Annotated in this window: 13 protein-coding genes and 1 pseudogene; 6 read left to right on the top strand and 8 right to left on the bottom strand. The window is 65.6% G+C overall.

Annotation, left to right across the window (positions count from 1 at the left end; genetic code table 11):
• Nucleotides 1–4 precede the first annotated feature (4 nt).
• The 4 genes and pseudogenes from ACNFIA_RS20490 to ACNFIA_RS20475 all read left to right on the top strand — a co-directional run bounded on the left by ACNFIA_RS20490 (nucleotide 5) and on the right by ACNFIA_RS20475 (nucleotide 4,235).
• Nucleotides 5–897, top strand: a pseudogene (locus tag ACNFIA_RS20490) (DUF2950 domain-containing protein).
• Nucleotides 898–1,165: 268 nt separating this feature from the next.
• A complete protein-coding gene (locus tag ACNFIA_RS20485) occupies nucleotides 1,166–1,708 on the top strand; it encodes an ATP-dependent zinc protease (RefSeq protein WP_259754161.1) in 543 nt (180 codons plus the stop codon).
• Nucleotides 1,709–1,712: 4 nt separating this feature from the next.
• On the top strand, nucleotides 1,713–3,245 hold the full coding sequence (locus tag ACNFIA_RS20480; RefSeq protein ID WP_259754160.1) for an inactive transglutaminase family protein: 1,533 nt from the start codon (nucleotides 1,713–1,715) through the stop codon (nucleotides 3,243–3,245).
• A 3-nt stretch (nucleotides 3,246–3,248) separates the two neighbouring features.
• Nucleotides 3,249–4,235, top strand: coding sequence for an alpha-L-glutamate ligase-like protein (locus ACNFIA_RS20475; protein WP_259754159.1), 987 nt, complete (start codon nucleotides 3,249–3,251; stop codon nucleotides 4,233–4,235).
• A gap of 873 nt (nucleotides 4,236–5,108) precedes the next feature.
• Here ACNFIA_RS20475 and ACNFIA_RS20470 read toward each other — a convergent pair.
• From ACNFIA_RS20470 to ACNFIA_RS20440, 7 genes are all read right to left on the bottom strand, one after another.
• Nucleotides 5,109–6,245 carry a MalM family protein gene (locus ACNFIA_RS20470; RefSeq protein ID WP_416788379.1) on the bottom strand — a complete coding sequence of 379 codons (1,137 nt, stop codon included), beginning with the start codon at nucleotides 6,243–6,245 and terminating at the stop codon, nucleotides 5,109–5,111.
• A gap of 55 nt (nucleotides 6,246–6,300) precedes the next feature.
• The gene (locus tag ACNFIA_RS20465) at nucleotides 6,301–7,899 is read right to left on the bottom strand and encodes an outer membrane protein transport protein (RefSeq protein ID WP_259754158.1); all 1,599 of its coding nucleotides are present in this window, start codon (nucleotides 7,897–7,899) and stop codon (nucleotides 6,301–6,303) included.
• Between the two features lie 18 nt (nucleotides 7,900–7,917).
• The gene (locus ACNFIA_RS20460) at nucleotides 7,918–8,922 is read right to left on the bottom strand and encodes a transporter (protein WP_259754157.1); all 1,005 of its coding nucleotides are present in this window, start codon (nucleotides 8,920–8,922) and stop codon (nucleotides 7,918–7,920) included.
• Between the two features lie 48 nt (nucleotides 8,923–8,970).
• A complete protein-coding gene (locus tag ACNFIA_RS20455) occupies nucleotides 8,971–9,732 on the bottom strand; it encodes a C39 family peptidase (protein ID WP_259754156.1) in 762 nt (253 codons plus the stop codon).
• A gap of 90 nt (nucleotides 9,733–9,822) precedes the next feature.
• A complete protein-coding gene (locus ACNFIA_RS20450) occupies nucleotides 9,823–10,278 on the bottom strand; it encodes a DUF6160 family protein (protein ID WP_259754155.1) in 456 nt (151 codons plus the stop codon).
• 231 nt (nucleotides 10,279–10,509) lie between these two features.
• Entirely contained in the window at nucleotides 10,510–13,233 is a 2,724-nt protein-coding gene (locus ACNFIA_RS20445) for a LuxR C-terminal-related transcriptional regulator (RefSeq protein ID WP_416788178.1), read from the bottom strand.
• Nucleotide 13,234: 1 nt separating this feature from the next.
• On the bottom strand, nucleotides 13,235–15,943 hold the full coding sequence (locus ACNFIA_RS20440) for a LuxR C-terminal-related transcriptional regulator (protein WP_416788176.1): 2,709 nt from the start codon (nucleotides 15,941–15,943) through the stop codon (nucleotides 13,235–13,237).
• Between the two features lie 162 nt (nucleotides 15,944–16,105).
• Between ACNFIA_RS20440 and pabB the strand changes: the two genes are divergently transcribed.
• Complete coding sequence (pabB, locus tag ACNFIA_RS20435) at nucleotides 16,106–17,449, top strand: aminodeoxychorismate synthase component I (RefSeq protein WP_416788174.1); 1,344 nt, start codon at nucleotides 16,106–16,108, stop codon at nucleotides 17,447–17,449.
• A 148-nt stretch (nucleotides 17,450–17,597) separates the two neighbouring features.
• On the opposite strand, the gene thrH is transcribed toward pabB, so the two are convergent.
• Nucleotides 17,598–18,215: a bifunctional phosphoserine phosphatase/homoserine phosphotransferase ThrH gene (thrH, locus tag ACNFIA_RS20430; RefSeq protein WP_416788172.1), complete on the bottom strand. Its 618-nt coding sequence runs from the start codon at nucleotides 18,213–18,215 to the stop codon at nucleotides 17,598–17,600.
• A 189-nt stretch (nucleotides 18,216–18,404) separates the two neighbouring features.
• Here thrH and ACNFIA_RS20425 point away from each other — a divergent pair, with 189 nt between their 5' ends.
• Nucleotides 18,405–19,139, top strand: a complete 735-nt coding sequence (locus ACNFIA_RS20425) for a phosphoadenylyl-sulfate reductase (RefSeq protein WP_416788170.1) — start codon at nucleotides 18,405–18,407, stop codon at nucleotides 19,137–19,139.
• Nucleotides 19,140–19,201: the final 62 nt, after the last annotated feature.

The raw sequence follows: 19,201 nt of genomic DNA, 5'->3' as shown, positions 1-19,201 counted from the left end.
ACCCATGCCTACCGCATCGCGCCTGCTGGCGCTCGCCCTCCTGGCCGCCCTGCCCGGCAGTCTGCTGGCACAGGACAGCTTCCCTACCCCCGACGCAGCCGCCGAGGCCTTCGTTGCCGCGCTGGGTAATGAAAAGGCCGACCCCGAGCGCCTCGCCGCGCTACTGGGCAAGGACTGGCAAAGCTACATTCCCACCGCCGGAATCGACCGCGACGAGGTGGACGCCTTCCTCGCGCACTACAAGCCAAGCACCAGATCCAGCAGGACAACCCGCACCTCGCCCACCTGGTCGTGGGCGACGATCCCTGGGTGCTGCCGCTGCCCATCGTCCATGCGAAGAACGGCTGGGCCTTCAATGCCAAGGCCGGCGGCGAGGAAATCCGCGTCCGCCGCATCGGCCGCAACGAGGAATCGGCCCTGGAAGCCGTGCAGGCCTACCACGACGCGCAGATGGACTTCGCCGAGGTCGACCGCAACGGCGACGGCGTCCTGGAATACGCCCAGAAGTTCGTCAGCAGCGACGGCCAGCATGACGGCCTGTACTGGCCGGAGGAGGACGGCGGCGAGGAAAGCCCCCTGGGCCCGCTGTTCGGCGACGAACTGCCCGGCGACGGCTGGCATGGCTACCACTACCGCATCCTCACGGCCCAGGGACCGTCGGCCCCCGGCGGCGCCTACGATTACCTGATCGGCGGTCGGATGACCCGCGGCTTCGCCCTGATCGCCTGGCCGGTGAAATACGGCGACAGTGGCGTGATGAGTTTCATGATCAGCCACGACGGCGAGATCTTCTCCAAGAACCTCGGCCCCCAGAGCGGCGCGATCGCCCTGAAGATGACCCGTTTCGACCCGGACAGCAGCTGGACGGAGGTCACCCCGCCAGACGCCAAGCCCTGAGCCACGCACCGTCCGGCCGCCTTGGGGCTGGACGGTTCAGGAAAAGTCCGCCGCGCCGATGGGCATGTGCCGGGTTGTCATGAGCCTGAAACAAATACCCTGCCAACGCGCCAACCGACTGTCGCCAGTGAAAAACCACATGGTAGAATTCGCCGCGCTATTGCCTGGCGTCACCGGGCCACCGGCCAGCAAGCCGGGCGCAGCCACCTGGGGTGACGACCGCGGCGTTTCTTTTCAAGGCTTTGCGGCCACTCACTCATCAAGGCCCATGCGAATCAAGCCCACAGCCCTGCTCCTGTTGCTGAGCATCGTCCTGCTTCCCGGCCTCGGCGCCGCTGCCGGCAAGACGGTCTATGGGCTGAACGAATACGCGCGGATCAACGACCTGAACATCGAACTGGCCGCCAAGCTCGACACCGGCGCCAAGACCGCCTCCCTCAGTGCCCGCGACATCAAGCGCTTCAAGCGCGATGGCGAGACCTGGGTGCGCTTCTACCTGGCCACCGACACCGCCGACAGCCAGCCGATCGAGAAGCCCCTGGCGCGCATCAGCAAGATCAAGCGCCGCCACGGCGACTACGACCCCGACGAAGGCAAGGCCTACACCGCGCGGCCGGTGATCGAGCTGCAGCTGTGCATGGGCAAGGCCCTGCGCACCATCGAAGTGAACCTTACCGACCGTAGCGCCTTCCAATACCCACTTCTGATCGGCTCCGACGCGCTCAAGCGCTTCGGCGCGCTGGTCGACCCGAGCCTGAAATACGCTGCCGGCAAGCCCGGCTGCCAACCCGTAGCGAAACCTGCCGAGTAATCCCATGCGCTCTCTTACCCTGCATCTGAAGGTCCTGATCGCCATCCTGCTGACGCTGGGCGTCGCGATCACCGCCTACCAGATCTTCGTCCTCGGCATCCCCATGACCGAGGCCGAGACCGACGACCTGTGGAACATCGACGCCAAGGTCGAGTTCCTCGCCACGCCGAAGACCCCGGTGAAGGTGCAGATGTTCGTGCCGCCGCTGACCCAGGATTACGTCAGCCTCAACGAGAGCTTCGTCTCCAACAACTACGGCGTGGGCATCAACCGCTCCGAGGGCAACCGCAAGGTCACCTGGTCCTCGCGCCGCGCCACCGGCCAGCAGACCCTCTACTACCGCCTGGTGCTGACCAAGCGCTACGCCGGCGCCAGCGAAAAGGCCAAGGAAAAGGGCCCGATCTTCCGCGACAGCCTGCCCCTGGAAGGCCCCGACAAGATCGCCGCCGAAGCCCTGATCGCGCCGATCCGCCAGCACTCGGCGGACGTCGAGACCTTCGTCAGCGAAGCCATCAAGCGCGCCAACAACCTCAACGACGACAACGTGAAACTGCTGCTGGCCGGCGACACCAGCCTGGACAAGCGCTCCCACGTGGTCGAAACCCTGCTCGCGGTGGCCCACGTGCCGCTGGAGCGCGTGCACACCATCCGCCTGATCGCCAACCAGCCGCAGCAGCCAGAACTCTGGCTGCGCAGCTACAACGGCAAGGAATGGCTGTACTTCAACCCGGAGACCGGCGAGCGCGGCCTGCCCGCCGACCGCCTGATCTGGTGGCTGGGTGACGAAAGCCTGCTGACCATCGAAGGCGGCAAGAAGGCCCAGGTCAGCTTCAGCCTCAACAGCAGCGAGATGAACGCCATCCGCCTGGCCAAGCTGTCGGACGAGAACACCGATGCGGCCTTCCTCGAGTACTCGCTGTACGGCCTGCCGCTGTCCACCCAGCAGACCTTCCAGATCATGATCATGATCCCGTTCGGCGTGCTGGTGATCCTGGTGCTGCGCAACCTGATCGGCCTGCAGACCCTGGGCACCTTCACCCCCGTGCTGATCGCCCTCGCCTTCCGCGAGACCGGCCTGCAATGGGGCATCGGCCTGTTCACCGTGATCACCGCCCTGGGCCTGTCGCTACGCTCGTACCTGGAACACCTGAAGTTGCAGATGCTGCCGCGCCTGTCGGTGGTGCTGACCTTCGTGGTGGTGATGATCGCCGCCATCAGCCTGCTCAGCCACAAGCTCGGTTTCGAGAGCGGCCTGTCGGTCGCCCTGTTCCCGATGGTGATCCTCACCATGAGCATCGAACGCCTGTCGATCACCTGGGAAGAGCGCGGCGCCACCCACGCCATGAAGGCCGCCATCGGCACCCTGTTCGCCGCCGCCCTGGCGCACATCCTGATGCGCGTACCGGAGCTGGTGTACTTCGTGTTCACCTTCCCGGCCGTGCTGCTGATCCTGGTGGCGTTCATGCTGGCGATGGGACGCTACCGCGGTTACCGCCTGACCGAACTGTTCCGCTTCAAAGCCTTCCTGAAGGACTAAGCCATGTTCGGCCTGATCAAGCGATGGAAAGCCCTGAGTGCCCTCGGCATCATGGGTATCAACCGACGCAACGCGGACTACGTGCTCAAGTACAACCAGCGGCACCTGTACCCGATCGTCGACGACAAGATCATCACCAAGCAGCGCGCCATCGAGGCGGGCATCCACGTACCGGAAATGTACGGGATCATCTCCACCGAGAAGGAGATCGAGCGCCTGCCCGAGATCATCGGCGAGCGCAGCGACTTCGTGATCAAGCCGGCGCAGGGCGCCGGCGGCGACGGCATCCTGGTGATCGCCGACCGCTTCGAGGGCCGCTACAAGACGGTCTCCGGGCGCATCATCAGCCATGAGGAAATCGAGCACCAACTCTCGAGCATCCTCACCGGCCTGTACTCCCTGGGCGGCCACCGCGACCGCGCGCTGATCGAGTACCGGGTGACCCCGGACCAGATCTTCAAGAGCATCAGCTACGAAGGCGTGCCGGACATCCGCATCATCGTGCTGATGGGTTACCCGGTGATGGCGATGCTGCGCCTGCCGACCCGCCAGTCCAACGGCAAGGCCAACCTGCATCAGGGCGCCATCGGCGTGGGTGTGGACCTCGCCACCGGCCTTACCCTGCGCGGCACCTGGCTGAACAACAAGATCAGCAAGCACCCGGACACCACCAACGCGGTGGACGGGGTGCAACTGCCCAACTGGGACGGTTTCATGAAGCTCGCCGCCGGCTGCTACGAGCTGTGCGGCCTGGGCTACATCGGCGTGGACATGGTGCTGGACCAGGACAAGGGCCCGCTGATCCTCGAACTCAACGCCCGCCCCGGCCTGAACATCCAGATCGCCAACGACTGCGGCCTGACCCTGCGCACCCATGCCGTCGAGGCGCATATCGCCGAGCTGGAAGCCAAGGGCGTGAAGGAAACCGTGGAAGAGCGCGTGCGCTTCTCCCAGCAGTTGTTCGGCCACGTGCATCCGAAGGAAGTCTGAGACGCCCTGCCCCACGAAAAAGCCCGGCCAATGCCGGGCTTTTTCATGCCCATCGACTTTCACGCACATGCACCTGTAGGAGCGGGCCACGCCCGCGATCCGTCGGCAGGCACCGTCATCACCGGCCCCTGTCGCTTCCGCCGCGGGGATATCGCGGACAAGGTCCGCTCCTACGAAGAGCCGAGCCCTGGCGCAGACCTGTAGGAGCGGGCCATGCCCGCGATCCATCGGCAGGGCCGACGCCGGCAGCAGGCACCGTCGTCACCGCCCCGGTCGCTTCCGCCGCGGGGACATCGCGGACAAAGTCCGCTCCTACGAAAGCCGAGCCCGGGCGCAGACCTGTAGGAGCGGGCCATGCCCGCGATCCGTCGGCAAGGCCGACGCCGGCAGCAGGCACCGTCGTCACCGGCCCCTGTCGCTTCCGCCACTGGGACATCGCGGACAAGGTCCGCTCCTACGGAAGCCGAGCCCTGGCGCAGACCTGTAGGAGCGGGCCATGCCCGCGACCCGTCGGCAGGGCCGACGCCGGAAGCAGGCACCGTCGTCACCGGCCCCTGTCGCTTCCGCCGCGGGGACATCGCGGACGGAGTCCGCTCCTACGAAAGCCGAGCCCTGGCGCAGACCTGTAGGAGCGGACCATGCCCGCGACCCGTCGGCAGGGCCGACGCCGGCAGCAGGCACCGTCGTCACCGGCCCCTGTCGCTTCCGCCGCGGGGATATCGCGGACAAGGTCCGCTCCTACGAAAGCCGAGCCTTGGCGTAGACCTGTAGGAGCGAGCTTGCTCGCGAACGGGTTTCCCGGTCACACAGGTGTCGGGGAGGCGGTTCGCGAGCAAGCTCGCTCCTACGAAGAGCCGTTCAACGCGGGCGGGGTCAACGCACCACCGCCAGCTCGAATCCGCCCTGGTCACCGTGCTCGCGCACCTTCATGCCCGCCTCGTTCACCGCGAGGTCTTCCAGCGGGCGCTTGTAGGGTTTGTTGTCGAGGGTCTGCAGGCTGCGGTCCTCGTCGGTGGTGAGCAGCAGCACGTAGCGCTCGCCCTGGTTGGCGCGCACCGGCACCGTGCCCTCGATGAAAGCGTAGCGGTACCAGGTTTCCGGGTTGAGCTTGTACACCGCATCGCTCACCAGGCGGGTCGGGCGCTTCTGCTCGTCGAGGAACAGCAGCGACGGATAGACCACCTGGTGGTTGGCGAAACTGCGCACGCGTAGGCCGTAGACGCGCTGGGAGCTGGGCAGCTTCATGGCCACGAAGTAGCTCTTGCCCATGGGGAAGTCGAAGCTCGGCGAGAACTTGTTCAGTTCCTCGTAGCGCGGTTCCTCGGCGGACAGTTCGGTGAAATCGCCATCGCCCATCTGCTCGCAGCAGCGGCGCTGCAGGTCGACGTAGAGGTCATCCAGGGTCTTGCCACTGCCCTTGAGCAGCGCCTTCATGGCGTCGGTCTGTTCACTCGTGCCGTCGAGCCCGGGCAGGTTGCTCGGGCGCGTCTTCAGGTCGATCTGCCGACCTTCGGTAAAGGCGATCTGGCTGCCGCCCTGCTCGCCCCGGCGGAACATCTCGCCGCGTTGCTCGGCGGTGATCGGCGAGTTGCGCACCTGGCCCTTGTCGTCGACCCAGGTGAAGTACGGGTTGCCGTTTTCGCTGCGGACGAAGCCGCGATCCTCGTAGGACTCGGCGTCGATGTACTCGGAGGAATGATCCCCGTTGGGCAGCACGTAGTCGGCACGGCCCGGCGCCACCTGGCCGGCGGCATAGAAGCTGTTCTGCAAGTTGCCCTGGGCGTCCACCCAGGTGAAGTAGCGGCGCTTGCTCTCTCCCGCCGGCCGGCTGCCGGGCCACTGGGTGGCGCTGAGGTCGATCAGCCGCGCGCGGTCGCTCTGGTCGATGCGCTTGTCGGCCTGGCGCTGCTGCTGGGCGTAGTTGGCGTCGACGAAGGTGTTGTGCACCTGTCCGCTGTCGTCGATCCATGACAGGTAGCGGCCGCTGGCAGCCTGAGCCGACGCGCCCATGCCGGCGGCGGCACACAAGGAAATCAGGAGGGTCAGCCTGTTCATGTCGATGCCCTCAGAAGGTGGTGCGGTAAGTCATGGCGAACACGTAGGCCTTCACCGTGGTGCTGACGTCGAGGCCGGCATACGGGTTGTACACCAGGTTGTCGATGCCGGTGCAATTCAGGTTGCAACTGGTGCCGGCCTTGATGTTCTGCTTGGAGACGAAGTAGTTGAAGCCCAGGTCGATCACCGTGTCCTTGTCCCACTGGTAGCCCAGGCCCAGACCGTAGAGGTCGGCATCGCCGATGGGCACCAGGGCGTCGGCCTTGTCCTTGGGAATCGCCGAGGGGCGGTATTCGTAGCCGGCGCGCAGCTGTAGGCGGTCGTTGACGTCGTACTGCACGCCCATGGCGTAGCTCCAGGTGTCCTGGTAGCCGCGGTCGAGGATGATGCTGTGGTCGGTGGCGCCGTTGGGCGCGAAGTTCTTGGCGATGCGCAGCAGGTCGAGCTCCTTGTCGAACTCGATTTCCAGCTTGTTCCAGTCGCTGTAGTCGGTCCACTTCAGGTCGAAGTTGAACTGCCAGCGGTCGAACGGGCGTACCTTGATGCCGGTGGAGAAGCTGTCCGGGTTGACCATGTTCAGGGTCGCCACGCCGTGCTCTTCCTCGGCGTTGCCGTAGGGGAACAGCGGGCTGAGGAAGGCGCCGAAGATCGAGCTCTGCATGCCGGACCAGAAGCCCTGCCAGTCCTTGGTGTAGTCGACGCGGTACTTGCCCTTGAGGTGCATGCGCGACTCGCTCTGGTAGGTCGCGCCCCAGGCGAACCAGTCGTAGGGCTCCCACAGCACGCCCAGGTTGAAGCTCGGCGAGAGGGTCTGCTGCATGTCCAGCTTCAGGTTGGCCAGGGAGTCATAGGGACCGATGCGGCCGCCGCAGACGTTGAACACCAGCTCGACGATCTCCTGCGCGCCGGGCACGCAGGTGGTGTCGTGCAGGGTCTGCAAGAGGCCGGTGAGCAGGCCGGGGTTGCGGAAGTCGGTGTCCAGCGCCATGGCCTGGTGGGAGAAGCCGATGGACAGGCCGGCCGACAGCGTGTCGTTGATCTCGTAGCCCACCGAGGGCGAGAAGTAGGTGATGCGCTGCAGCGAGACGCGGCGGCCTTCGTAGCGTGCCGGGTCGCTGTCGGAGTCGCGTGAGTAGCCCAGTGCCTGCGGCGCGTAGACGTTGGTGGCGAAGGTGAACTTGGAGCCTGGCGGGTTGATCGACAGCCCGGCCAGGGGCGCCACCAGCAGTGGCATGTCGGTCATGCCGCCCAGGCCCGGCAGGTACATGGTCGGGGTCAGCGTGCGGCTGTTCTGGCCGGCCACCGGGTCGTCGTCCAGGCCGAAGGAGGAGGAGCCGTAGTCCGGCGGCGCCTTGAAGCCGGCGCGGATGTCCATCACCCCGGTGATCAGCTTGACCGCGGTCTGGCGGCCCTTGAGCTTGGTCAGGGCGGCGGGGTTGTAGTGCACCGCGTCGATGCCGGTGGAGTCGGCCGTGACCGCGTTGGCCATGGCCATGGCCTTGGGGTTGCCGATGGTCAGGTCGTTGGCCAGTTGGGCGTTGGCCAGCGTCGCCCAGCCAAGCCCTACCCCTGCCATCGCCACCGCGAGGGGCGAAATGCGCATAGTCATGTGGTGGTCGCTCGTCGGTTACTGGGCTTTGAGGCCTTGGATATCCAGGGGCAGGGAAACCCCCAGCAGTACATCCGGCGAGTCTTCGGTCAGACCGAAACCGGCGTTCACGTTGACGATGTAGTCCGGCGATGTTCGCAGGCCGAGCGAGAAGTTCATGATCGCGCTGGTCTGCTCGGGCGCCTCGACGGTGCGGTCGTTGAAGTAGTACTTGTTCTTGAACGAGTAGGCCATCTGGTAGGAGGTGGCCAGGGAGACGTCGTAGGACAGTGCGTAGGCCATGCCCATGGCGAAGTTGACGGTATCGCCCGGCACGACCTTCTCCAGCTCCTCGCCGTACTGGTTCTGGTGGATGTCGTCGACCTGCATGTTGTAGGTGTAACCGAGCGAGCCGTAGAGCACGACCGGGTCGATCACGTAGGACATGTTCGCTCCGGCGCCCAGGCTGTAGAAGCCGTTGCCGGTGGACACGTCGTCCTGCACGTTGCCCTTGTAGGGGCTGTCTCCGGTGGGCAGGCCGAGGGTCGCGTAGAGCGTGGTGACCGGCCGACCGCGCCGCGCGGCCCACGGCTGCCAGCGCAGGGTCGCGGAGATATCGCCCAGGCTGTAGGCGTGGATGTCGCGCTCGGTGTCGTACTTGGCCACGAACGGCAGGCGCATGCTGAAGGTCAGGTTGTCCCAGATGCCGTAGTCGAAGGTGAAGGAGTTGGTGAAGGTGTGCTGCGCCTCGCTCTGGGCCAGCACGCTGTAGACGTTCTCGCCACTGCGCACGGCCTGCAGGCGCGTGTCGCGCATCAGGGTGTAGTCGAAGCCGTAGGTCAGCTGGCGCTCGCCCTTCTTGAGCAGGGTGTAGCTCTTCTCGGCGGCCTGGAACACCTGCTCCAGCGCCTTGGCGCTGTCGGCATCGGTGTCCTTCTTGGCCAGCGCATCACGCGCGTCTTCGGTTGTCGCTTGTTCGGCGAAGGTGCTGGTACTTGCCAGCAAGGCCAGAGCGGCAACGCACGCAAACCCCTTGAAATCCATGTTGCTATCCCCTGGTCTTGTTCTTATTCGTATGGGCCGATCGGGCGGTCACTTGCGCCGGATGTACTGCACATCTCCATGGGTGGCGGCTTCGCCGATCTGGTTCTGGGTGATCTTGCTCATCTCCGGGAACTCGCGGAATGCCAGCAGGCTGACGGTCCGGTCGTCCACCAGGCGCAGGTCGGCCTCGCGCAGCTCCAGGGCGTTCCTGGGCTCCTGGCCGCTGGGGTAGATGACGAAGAGCACGTTCTGGTCCCAGATCTCCTCGAAACGGGCGCGGGTGAAACTGATGTTGCCCAAGGCAGGATCGGCAACGAAAACGTGGTCGTTGTAGACATCGCGGACCACGACGAAATGCTTGAAACCGGCATAGTGGATCGGCACCAGCGCCGGGTGTTCGAGCGAGTCCAGGTCGGAGAACTCGGCACGGAAGCCGCCACTCTTGTAGCCGAGTGCGGCGGCGTAGCGCTTCATGTCCAGAAGCGAGAAGCCACGGCGCTGGACGATCTTGTCGGCCTCGCCGTACTTGATCAGGCCTTCCATGACCTGACGCTCCTCCAGGTTGCGGCCCAGGTAGTAGTCCAGCAGCGTGGTCAGCGCCGCCGAGCCGCAGCTGTAGTCGTAGGCCTGGCGGATGACGTTGCGGAACTGCACCTGGCTCATCGGTTCGAGCTGCACCGACTCGCGGAAGGGACCGTTGGGCGTGAGCGGCTGCGAGATATTCACTGTGCCCTGCTGTTGCGGCTTGGTGTCCACGGCCTGGGTAAAACCGAACAGGCCCAGCAGGCTTCCCAGCAGAATCTCGAACATCCGACCCCTCTCTTCAAATACTGGAAGTCAATCCTGGAAAAGCCTTGCCGGCAGGCGCCGGCAAGGGGTGCTGCGCGTCAACCTCGGGGATCAGTGGCCCCAGACCTTCACGGTCGAACCGGCGAGGTTCAGGTTGGAAACGGTCAGCGAGCCGATGCTGGCGCCGTTGGTGCCGACCTTGACCGCGTCGATGGTGACGTCGCCGGTCACGGTGGGCAGGCCGATGGCCAGTTGCTCGGTGGCAACGGCGGTGCCGCCGCCAACCGGAGTGATGTTGGTTTTCACCACGTCGACGGTCATCGGGGCGTTGTCGGCGATGGTCACGCTCGGCAGGTGGATACCCTGCAGGACCAGGGAACCGCCGTTGGTATCGGCGTCCTTGTAGGTGACAGCGCCAATGGAGGCGTTGAAGGTACCGGAAATGCTGATGCCATCCTGGCCGGTGATACCGGACAGTGCAGCGTCATCCATGGATTTCATGTCGGCATGTGCCAGGAACGGAGCGGCCAGAACTGCGCTTGCGAGAACCAGTTGCTTGATTTTCATTGTTATAACTCTCCAGTGTTCAGGTGGGGTTGCCCCAGGCACTGCAAGGGGCGTCCTACCCCGCTGCAGGTTGACCGGCAGTTGCCGATCTTCCAGACCCCCGACTTCTTCCTTAGGCGCCGCGGGCATGGATTCGTGAAGCACGAAGCTTCGCGTCCTGATCTCCAAGCTACTGACCCGCCGTGAACCTGCCAGCCCATCCAAGGGATGGCGCAAAACCAACCGTCTGCCTCAGGCTTCGCTGAGCAGACCCAGACTCTTGCCCTTGAGTACCGCCTGGGTCCGACTGCGCACGCCGAGCTTGGCGAACAGGTTGTGCAGATGCCACTTGATGGTGGCCTCCGACAGATGCACCGCCTGGGCGATGTCCCGGTTCGACAAGCCTGCCGCCACGAGCCGCAGGATCTCCCGCTCGCGGTGGCTAACATCTTGATTTTCATCGAAACTTTCTGGGTCGACAGAGAGCCTGCGGCACTGCTCGCGGAGCATTTCCGCCACCCCTTGCCAGGCCGACGCGCGCTTGGGTTCGGCGCCCTTCCAGGCTTCCCAGAGCGGCAGCAGCCACAGCGCGTCGTCCTGGAACAGGCGGCGATAGCCCAGGTTCCAGGCTTCCTCGAGCGTGGGGGCGAACAGGGCGAAGGCTTTTTCGCTGTTACCTTTCTGCCAATACGCCACAGAAAGTAACAGCGAAAGACGCAGCCGCCGGTCGCGTTGATAGGGCGAGGTAAAGCCCGCCAGGCATGATTCCAGACGCTGCTGCGCGCGCTCGGCGTGGCGCTCGGAAAGCGCCAGGCGCGCCTCCGCCATGACCAGCGCCGCATGGGCATCGGCATAGCGCTCGGCGTTCAATCCATCCAGGTGCTGCGCCAGCTGCAGGCACACGCGCTCGGCCTCATTGGGACGACGCATCCACAGCAGCAACTGCACCTTGCAGCTCATGGCCAGCGCATGGACCCGCTCGTAGCCGGGCGACTGCAGGCCCACCAGCCATTCGTCGAGCTGAGCCAACCCTTGTTCGGCCTCGCCGGCGAAGAAGCGCGCCTTGGCCATCACCAACTGGCCGCGGCTGATCAGTTCCACGGGCGTTGCGACATCGCGCCAGGTGGTCGCCAGCGGCAGCTCGGCGAGGATCGCCGCGTGGCGATCCTGCTCGTACAGCAGGTCCGCGTAGGCCAGCGACAACGGCCCGCCGACCCGGCTGCGCCGGCCGAACACACGCTCGACGCGGCTGCGCGCGCTCTCGGCGATGGTGCGGCCACGTTCCAGTTCGCCGCGCTCCTTGCAGATCAGCGCCTCGATCATGCTGACCACCACCTGCAGGTATTCGCTGTCCGCCATGCGCAGGCAATCGCGGGCGACGCCGATGGCATTGGCCGCCTCGGCGTAGTCCCCCAGCAGCGCATAGGCCGCGGCCTGGATGCACGACAGGCTGGCGCGGAACACCGGCTGGTTGCCCGGCACCAGCGCCAGCCACTGGCGCGCCACCTTCAGGCAGGCTTCCAGCTTGTCCTGGTAGAGCAGCACCAGCGCCTTGAGGACCTGGGCGACGGCAAGCAATTCGGCCATGCCGAAGTGACGCACCTTGCCCTGCCCTTGCAGCAGGCGGACGCTGAGCTCTTCGATCAGCGCCTCGGCCTCGGCGAACTTCTGTTCGAAGGCCAGCTGCCAGGCATAGAAGATCTGGAACACCGGGTGCTCGCGGATCACCTCGGCGGGGATGCTGCTGAGCATGCCGAGGATGCCGTAGACGCGGTTCCCGGCGATCAGCTTGGCACCCTGGCGCTCCAGCAGGTCGGCGGCGAAGGCGTAGTCGCGGGCGCGCAGGGCGTACTTGATCGCCCGGTCCGCCATGTCGCGGCTCTCGCACCAGCGAGCGGCGGCGTGCAGCAGCGGCGTCGGGTCGGCGTTGCGTGCCAGGCGGCCCTGGAGGAACTCGGCGAACAGGTGGTGGTAGCGGAACCACTCGCGCTGGTCGTCCAGGGGAATGATGAACAACTGCTCGTTCTGCAGCCGCATCAGCATGTCCAGGCCATCGCGGCGCCCGGTCAGGGCGTTGCACAGTTCGGCGCAGAACTCGTCGAGCACCGAGGTCTGGTCGAGGAACTGCTGCAGTGGCTCGGGCAGGCTGCGCAGCACGTCTTCTGCGAGGTAATCGGCGAGGTCGCGCTCGGTGCCGGAAAGCCCCTTGAGCAGCGCCGCGCGGTCCGGGTTGCGCGCCAGCGCCAGCGCAGCGAGATGCAGCGCGGTGATCCAGCCCTCGGTGCGCTTGTGCAGCAGCTTGAGTTCGCTGTCGCTCAGGGCCAGGCCCTTGAGTTCGGTGAGGAAGGTGTCGGTTTCCTCGCGGGTCAGGCGCAGGTCGTCGCCGCTCAGGCAGAAGGCCCAGGGCGCCAGGCCCGGCTCGTCCACCAGGAAGCGCGGGCGGTAGCGGGTGCTGGTGACCAGGCGGATGTTGTCCGGCAGGTGCTCGATCAGGTAGCGCGCGCCGTGGGCCAGCGCCGGGTGGCGGATCTGGTGGAAGTCGTCGAGCAGCAGATAGAGCGGTCCGTCGAGGCGGCGCAGGTCGGAGAGGAAGGCGTCGATGATGCCTTCCAGCGGCAGGGTCATGTCCGATTGCAGCAGGTTCGAGGTGTTGGTGCCGAAGCCCTCCTCGACGCTGCGGATGCTCGCCACCAGGTACTGCACCAGGCGCTGCGGCTCGCTGTCGCCCTCGTCGCAGGACATCCACGCGACCCGCGCGCCGCTATCCAGCAAGCGCTGGCGGAACAGGCTGAGGATGGTGCTCTTGCCGAAGCCGGCCGGCGCGCTGAGGATCAGCACGCGCTGCTGGCGGTTGGCGTACAGCCGGTCGATCAGGGCGCGCCGTGGCAGCAGCGAATCGCTGTCGGTGCGCGGCGGGAACAGCTTGGTGCGCAGCAGCGGCATGGGCTGCTGCGGCAGTGTGGTCAGGGTCGTCATGTCAGAGCAGACTCAGCTCGCGGGCACGGCGTATCGCTTGGGTCCGATTGCGCACCTTGAGCTTCTCGTAGATGTTGTGCAGGTGCCATTTGACGGTGCCCAGGGCCAGCGACAATCGCTGGCCGATCTCCTCGTTGGAGAGTCCCTGGGCCGCCAGGCATACCACCTCGCGCTCGCGGTCGGTCAGACCTTCCTCGAGCACCTCGGGCGACCTGCGTGCTTCCTGCCCCGGCCAGACGGTCAACATTCCGCGAATGAAGACCTGCAGCGCGGGTTGTCGCTCGGTGGACTCCAGCTGCTGCAGCAACTGGCGAATCCCCTCGCCTTCCTCGATGAAAATGCTCCGCACCCCTTCCCGCTCGGCGCCCACCAGGCATTGGCCGAGCAGGCTGTGGGAACGCTCCTGGTAACCCAGGCGCTGGTAGCTCAGGGCTGCCAGCAGGTCCAGGCGCAGCCGCTGCAGGCCATGCCAGCCCGGCTGCAGCATGCCGCGCAGCTGGGTGATTTCATGCAGCGCCTCGCTGAAGTGCCCGCGCGCCTGGAGCAGGCGCACGCGGCTGATGCCCTGCACCCAGAGCACCGGGTTGAACGGCATCTGCTTGTAGTGACTGGCGAGCTTCGCCCAGTCGATCGCCTTGAGCCGCTGCTCGGCGCGCTTGCAGCGGTCGGTGGCGGTCTCCTGGAGGATCAGGTTGATCTCCTCGCCCACCGCCATGGCGAAGAAGCGCCAGGACTGGTTGCGCGAGGCCAGCGTCTGCATCAGCCCGAGGGTCGCCAGCGCTTCCTTGCCGCGCCCCTGCAGGCGCTGGATGCGCGCCAGGCATTGCGTGCCCTGGGCATACAGGTCGATGGGATTGACCACGTCGACCCGGCTCAACGCCCAGCGCAGGCGTTCTTCCAGGCCGTCCAGGTCGGTGCGGTAATACGCCGTCAGCGCTTCGGCGATGGCCGGCAGCGCCAGGGCCTGGGAGCGCTTGTCGAACAACGGCATGGCCTGCTCGCGCACCCGCTCGATGAGCATCTGCGCCTGCTTGACCTGGCCCTGCTCCAGCGCCAGCACCACCTCGATGGTGCACTGCTGCATGTGCAGGTAGCGTCCATCGAGGAAATGGTTGCGCTGCTGCGCCAATCCCATGAGGCGGCGCGCCTGTTCCGCCTGGCCACGGATGACCTGGGCGAAGGCGCCGATCAGCAGGATGGCGCCTTCGAGGAACGCCGAATTCTGCCCCAGCTGGCTTTCCACCTTGCGCGCCAGGGTGATGCACTGTTCGAGGTCGTCCTTCTGCAGCGCCAGCACGGCCTTCACCGCCAGGGCCGAGAGGTACTGGTTGCCCATCGGGCCGCTGCCGCGCGAGTCGCCCCAGCGCGCCAGCAGCTCGTCGATCATGCGGTTGGCTTCGGGCAGGCTGAGCTCGGTGGCGCGGGTCCAGACATCGCTGAGCACGAGGATCGGGTAGCGCTCGGCGATCTCGTCCGGAACGTGCTTGCGCCAGCGTGAGATCAGGTACAGCTGGCCGCGGTTGATCAGTTCCAGGCCGCAGCCATCCACCAGCGCGGCGAGCATTTCCGGGTCTTCGGCGAGGCAGGCGTGCTCGATGGCCAGGGTCGGCATGTGGTGATTGGTGAACCACAGGCTGGCGTTGAAATGCAGCTGTTTGAAGCGCTCCAGGTCACGCTCGCGCAGGCGCGCCCGGAGGAAGTCGGCGAACAACTGGTGGAAGCGGTACCACTGGCGGTCGCGGTCCAGCGGCAGGAGGAACAGCTGCATGCTGTCCAGGTGCTCCAGCAGCGCCTGGCCATCCTGGCGGCCGGTCAGGGTGTTGGCCAGGTCGCCGTTCAGGCGATTGGCGATGCCCAGGGACAACAGCGCGTCCTGCACGTCGGCCGGCAGGTGTTCGAACACCGCGCGCAGCAGGTAATCACCCACGGCGGCCTTGTCGCTGCTGAGCAGCTTGAGGTCCTCCGGCGTGCCGGGTTGCTGGCGCAACCACAGGCTGACCAGGTGAACCCCCGCCATCCAACCTTCGGTCTGGTTGTGCAGCGACTGCAGGCAGCTATCTTCGAGTTGCAGGCCATCGCGGGCCAGGTATTCGCGGGTTTCGTCGCGGGACAGGCGCAGCTCGTCCTGGCCGACCTCCAGCAGCAGCCCCTTGGCGCGCCAGGTGGCGAGGTTCAGCGGCGGCTGGGAACGACTGCCGATGGCCAGGGTGAGGCCCGGCGGCGCGTACTGCACCAGGCGGTTGAGGCCGGCGAAGACGTCGGAATGGGTGATCTCATGCAGGTCGTCGAGCACCAGCAGGACCTTGCGCTCGTCGCGGGACAGGTCCATCAGCAGGCTTTCCATGACCGCGACCACGGGCACGCGCATGGTGTTGCGCACATAGCCCAGCGCATCCTCGCCGGTGCCCGGCACGGCAGTGGCCAGCGCCTGGATGAGCTTCAGGCAGAAGCGGCCGGGGTCATCGTCGTCGCTTTCCAGGGAGAGCCAGGCGACCTTGTGGCCTTCGCTCGCCCGCTTGCCGGCCAGCGCTGCCAGCGCGGTGGTCTTGCCGAAGCCGGCGGGCGCCGAGAACGACAGGACCGAGGCATACGGATGTCGGTCCAGGGCATTCTGAACGTCGGGACGTATCAAATAATCAGCAGGCACCCGAGGGGGTGTTAATCTGGAGCGCAGAAGGCTGCCGGCTGCGGGTTCGAGCACTACATCCACGGCCTGTATCCCTATGTCATTATCGTTGTTGGTACGGAGCACTGTCCGCGTGGGATTCGTCACTTCTTATCAGAATGCTTTTCCTACGTAAACTGAAGAAATAGCTCTAGGATCGACCCTTCAGCCGACCTGATCACCTCATTTGCCTGCACGCTGTTACCCATGCCTGACTGTTTCCTGCACCCGCTTCCCTATCAGGAAGACCCGGGTGAACGCTTCGCCCTGATCCACCGGGCGCCCGGCGCCGTACTTCTGGACGCCGGTCGACCCATTGCCACACGTGGACGCTATGACCTTCTGAGCGCCTGGCCATTGGCAGAACTGGCACCGACCGCCGACGAATCGGCCAAGGGCTTTTTCGCCCGCGCAAGAGCCGCCCTGCAGAGCCTGGGCGAGGCGAACGTCCCGGACAATCGCCGACTGCCATTCGTCGGCGGAATGATCGGTTATCTGGGTTACGACTTCGGCCGCCGCATCGAGCGCCTGCCCGAGCCGAACCTCGACGACCTCGCCCTGCCCGACGCGCGCCTGGGCCTGTATGGCTGGGCGCTGATCACCGACCACGAGGAAGGCAGCAGCCAGCTGGTGTTCCACCCGGCGTTGGCGGCAGAGGAGCGGCAACGCCTGATCGCGCTGTTCGACAGCCCGCCGGAAGACGACACTCTGCCGCCGTTCCGGCTGGCCGCGCCGTTCCGCCCGGACCTCAGCCGCGAGCAGTACCGCGCGGCGCTGGAGCGAGTGCACGGCTATATCCTCGCGGGCGATTGCTACCAGGTGAATTACACCCAGCGCTTCCGCGCGCCCTGCAGCGGTTCGCCCTGGCTGGCCTACCGCGCGCTGCGCGAAGCCTGCCCTACGCCATTTTCCGGCTACCTGGCATTGCCTGAAGGGGCCGTCCTCAGCCTATCGCCGGAGCGTTTCATCCAACTCCACGGCCGGCAGGTGGAAACCCGCCCGATCAAGGGCACCCGCCCGCGCGGCGGCACGCCCGAGGCAGACCGGCAGCACGCCGACGCCCTGCTGGCCAGCGAGAAGGACCGCGCCGAGAACCTGATGATCGTCGATCTGCTACGCAACGACCTCGGCCGCAGTTGCCGCCCCGGCAGCGTGCGCGTGCCGGAGCTGTTCGCGGTGGAGACCTACCCCAACGTCCACCACCTGGTCAGCAGCGTGCGCGGCGAGCTGGCGGACGGCAAGGACGCGCTGGACCTGCTAGAAGGCAGCTTCCCCGGCGGCTCCATCACCGGCGCACCGAAGGTCCGCGCCATGCAGATCATCGACGAGCTGGAACCGACCCAGCGCAGCATCTACTGCGGCAGCCTGCTCTACCTCGACGTACGCGGCGAGATGGACAGCTCCATCGCCATCCGCACCGTGCTGGTGAAGGATGGCCAGGCCAGTTGCTGGGCCGGCGGCGGCATCGTCGCCGACTCCAACTGGGAGGAGGAATACGAGGAGTCGCTGACCAAGGTGGGCGTGCTGCTGCGGACACTGGAAGGCCTCTGAGTCCTGCCGCATCCCTGTAGGAGCGGACCTTGGCCGCGAAGTCTGTCAGGCCGGCCTGTCGGCCGGTTCGCGGATAAGATCCGCTCCTACAAAAAGCGCCCAAAATAAAAAGCCCCGCATCAGCGGGGCTTTTTCGTCACAGCCGGTGTTACAGGCCGAGTTGGCGGTTGGACGCCTTGAGGAATTCCTTCTTCAGGTCCTCATAGGTGTGCACGGCCGGGAACTGCGGGAACTCGCGAATCACGTTGTCCGGCGCATGGAAGAGAATACCGGCGTGGGCTTCGGAGAGCATGGTGGTGTCGTTGTAGGAATCGCCTGCGGCGATCACACGGTAGTACAGGCTCTTGAAGGCAATGACCGACTGACGCTTCGGATCTTTCTGGCGCAGTTGGTAGCCGACGACGCGATCGGTCTCGTCGGTGATCAGCTTGTGGCACAGCAGGGTCGGGAAACCGAGCTGGCGCATCAGCGGCTGGGAGAACTCGTAGAAGGTGTCGGAAAGGATCACCACCTGGAAGCGCTCGCGCAGCCAGTCGACGAACTCCACCGCGCCTTCCAGCGGCTTCAGCGTGGCGATGACTTCCTGGATGTCGGACAGCTTCAGGCCGTGCTCGTCGAGGATGCGCAGACGCTGCTTCATCAGCACGTCGTAATCCGGGATATCGCGGGTCGTCGCCTTCAGCGCTTCGATACCGGTTTTTTCAGCGAAGGCGATCCAGATTTCCGGAACCAGAACCCCTTCCAGGTCGAGACAGGCGATTTCCACGAACGATTTCCCCGCAGGATTGACTTGAGAGGCGGCACTCTAGCCGCTCGCTCCCAGCGGCGCAACGCGGCACTTATACTCAAACACAGCAGTCCACCTTTCCGATGGTTATTTAGGGGCATATCCACCACTTTGCTACCATCGCGCCCACGCACCGCACTGCGCCATTAAAACTAGGACTACCGCCTGATGAGCCTCCCGTTCGATATCGCGGAAATCGCCGCGAGCTATGCCAGCAAATCCCCACAGGACATCCTGAAGCTTGCCTTCGAGCACTTCGGCGACGAGCTGTGGATTTCCTTCAGCGGCGCCGAGGACGTGGTGCTGGTGGACATGGCCTGGAAGCTCAACAAGAACGTCAAGGTGTTCAGCCTGGACACCGGCCGCCTGCACCCGGAGACCTACCGCTTCATCGAGCAGGTTCGCGAGCACTACGGCATCGCCATCGACGTGATGACTCCGGACCCGCGCCTGCTGGAACCGCTGGTGAAGGAAAAGGGCCTGTTCAGCTTCTACAAGGACGGCCACGGCGAGTGCTGCGGCATCCGCAAGATCGAGCCGCTCAAGCGCAAACTGTCCACCGTCACCGCCTGGGCCACCGGCCAGCGCAAGGACCAGAGCCCCGGCACCCGCAGCCAGGTCGCGGTGGTCGAGGTGGACAGCGCCTTCTCCACGCCGGAGAAACCTCTGGTCAAGTTCAACCCGCTGGCCAACATGAGCAGCGAAGAGGTCTGGGCCTACATCCGTATGCTGGAAATCCCCTACAACAGCCTGCACGAGCGCGGCTTCATCAGCATCGGCTGCGAGCCCTGCACCCGCCCCGTGCTGCCGAACCAGCACGAGCGCGAAGGCCGCTGGTGGTGGGAAGAGGCCACGCAGAAAGAGTGTGGCCTGCACGCCGGCAATTTGATCAGCAAGGCCTGACGCCCTACCCTTGGGCTGACAGAAATTTCCTTGTCAGCCCGCAGTCCAGGTTCGCACGCCTG

This window comes from Pseudomonas sp. NY15437, assembly GCF_048068435.1.
GTDB classification, from domain to species: domain Bacteria; phylum Pseudomonadota; class Gammaproteobacteria; order Pseudomonadales; family Pseudomonadaceae; genus Pseudomonas; species Pseudomonas nitroreducens_B.
This window is presented reverse-complemented; position numbering and strand designations above follow the sequence as displayed.

What these genes read in the sequence shown, in the direction of transcription:
- ACNFIA_RS20485 (WP_259754161.1), top strand. Translation starts at nt 1,166, where the DNA reads ATGCGAATCAAGCCCACAGCCCTGCTCCTGTTGCTGAGCATCGTCCTG.
- ACNFIA_RS20480 (WP_259754160.1), top strand. Translation starts at nt 1,713, where the DNA reads ATGCGCTCTCTTACCCTGCATCTGAAGGTCCTGATCGCCATCCTGCTG.
- ACNFIA_RS20475 (WP_259754159.1), top strand. Translation starts at nt 3,249, where the DNA reads ATGTTCGGCCTGATCAAGCGATGGAAAGCCCTGAGTGCCCTCGGCATC.
- ACNFIA_RS20470 (WP_416788379.1), bottom strand. Translation starts at nt 6,245, where the DNA reads ATGGGCGCGTCGGCTCAGGCTGCCAGCGGCCGCTACCTGTCATGGATC.
- ACNFIA_RS20465 (WP_259754158.1), bottom strand. Translation starts at nt 7,899, where the DNA reads ATGACTATGCGCATTTCGCCCCTCGCGGTGGCGATGGCAGGGGTAGGG.
- ACNFIA_RS20460 (WP_259754157.1), bottom strand. Translation starts at nt 8,922, where the DNA reads ATGGATTTCAAGGGGTTTGCGTGCGTTGCCGCTCTGGCCTTGCTGGCA.
- ACNFIA_RS20455 (WP_259754156.1), bottom strand. Translation starts at nt 9,732, where the DNA reads ATGTTCGAGATTCTGCTGGGAAGCCTGCTGGGCCTGTTCGGTTTTACC.
- ACNFIA_RS20450 (WP_259754155.1), bottom strand. Translation starts at nt 10,278, where the DNA reads ATGAAAATCAAGCAACTGGTTCTCGCAAGCGCAGTTCTGGCCGCTCCG.
- ACNFIA_RS20445 (WP_416788178.1), bottom strand. Translation starts at nt 13,233, where the DNA reads ATGACGACCCTGACCACACTGCCGCAGCAGCCCATGCCGCTGCTGCGC.
- pabB (WP_416788174.1), top strand. Translation starts at nt 16,106, where the DNA reads ATGCCTGACTGTTTCCTGCACCCGCTTCCCTATCAGGAAGACCCGGGT.
- ACNFIA_RS20425 (WP_416788170.1), top strand. Translation starts at nt 18,405, where the DNA reads ATGAGCCTCCCGTTCGATATCGCGGAAATCGCCGCGAGCTATGCCAGC.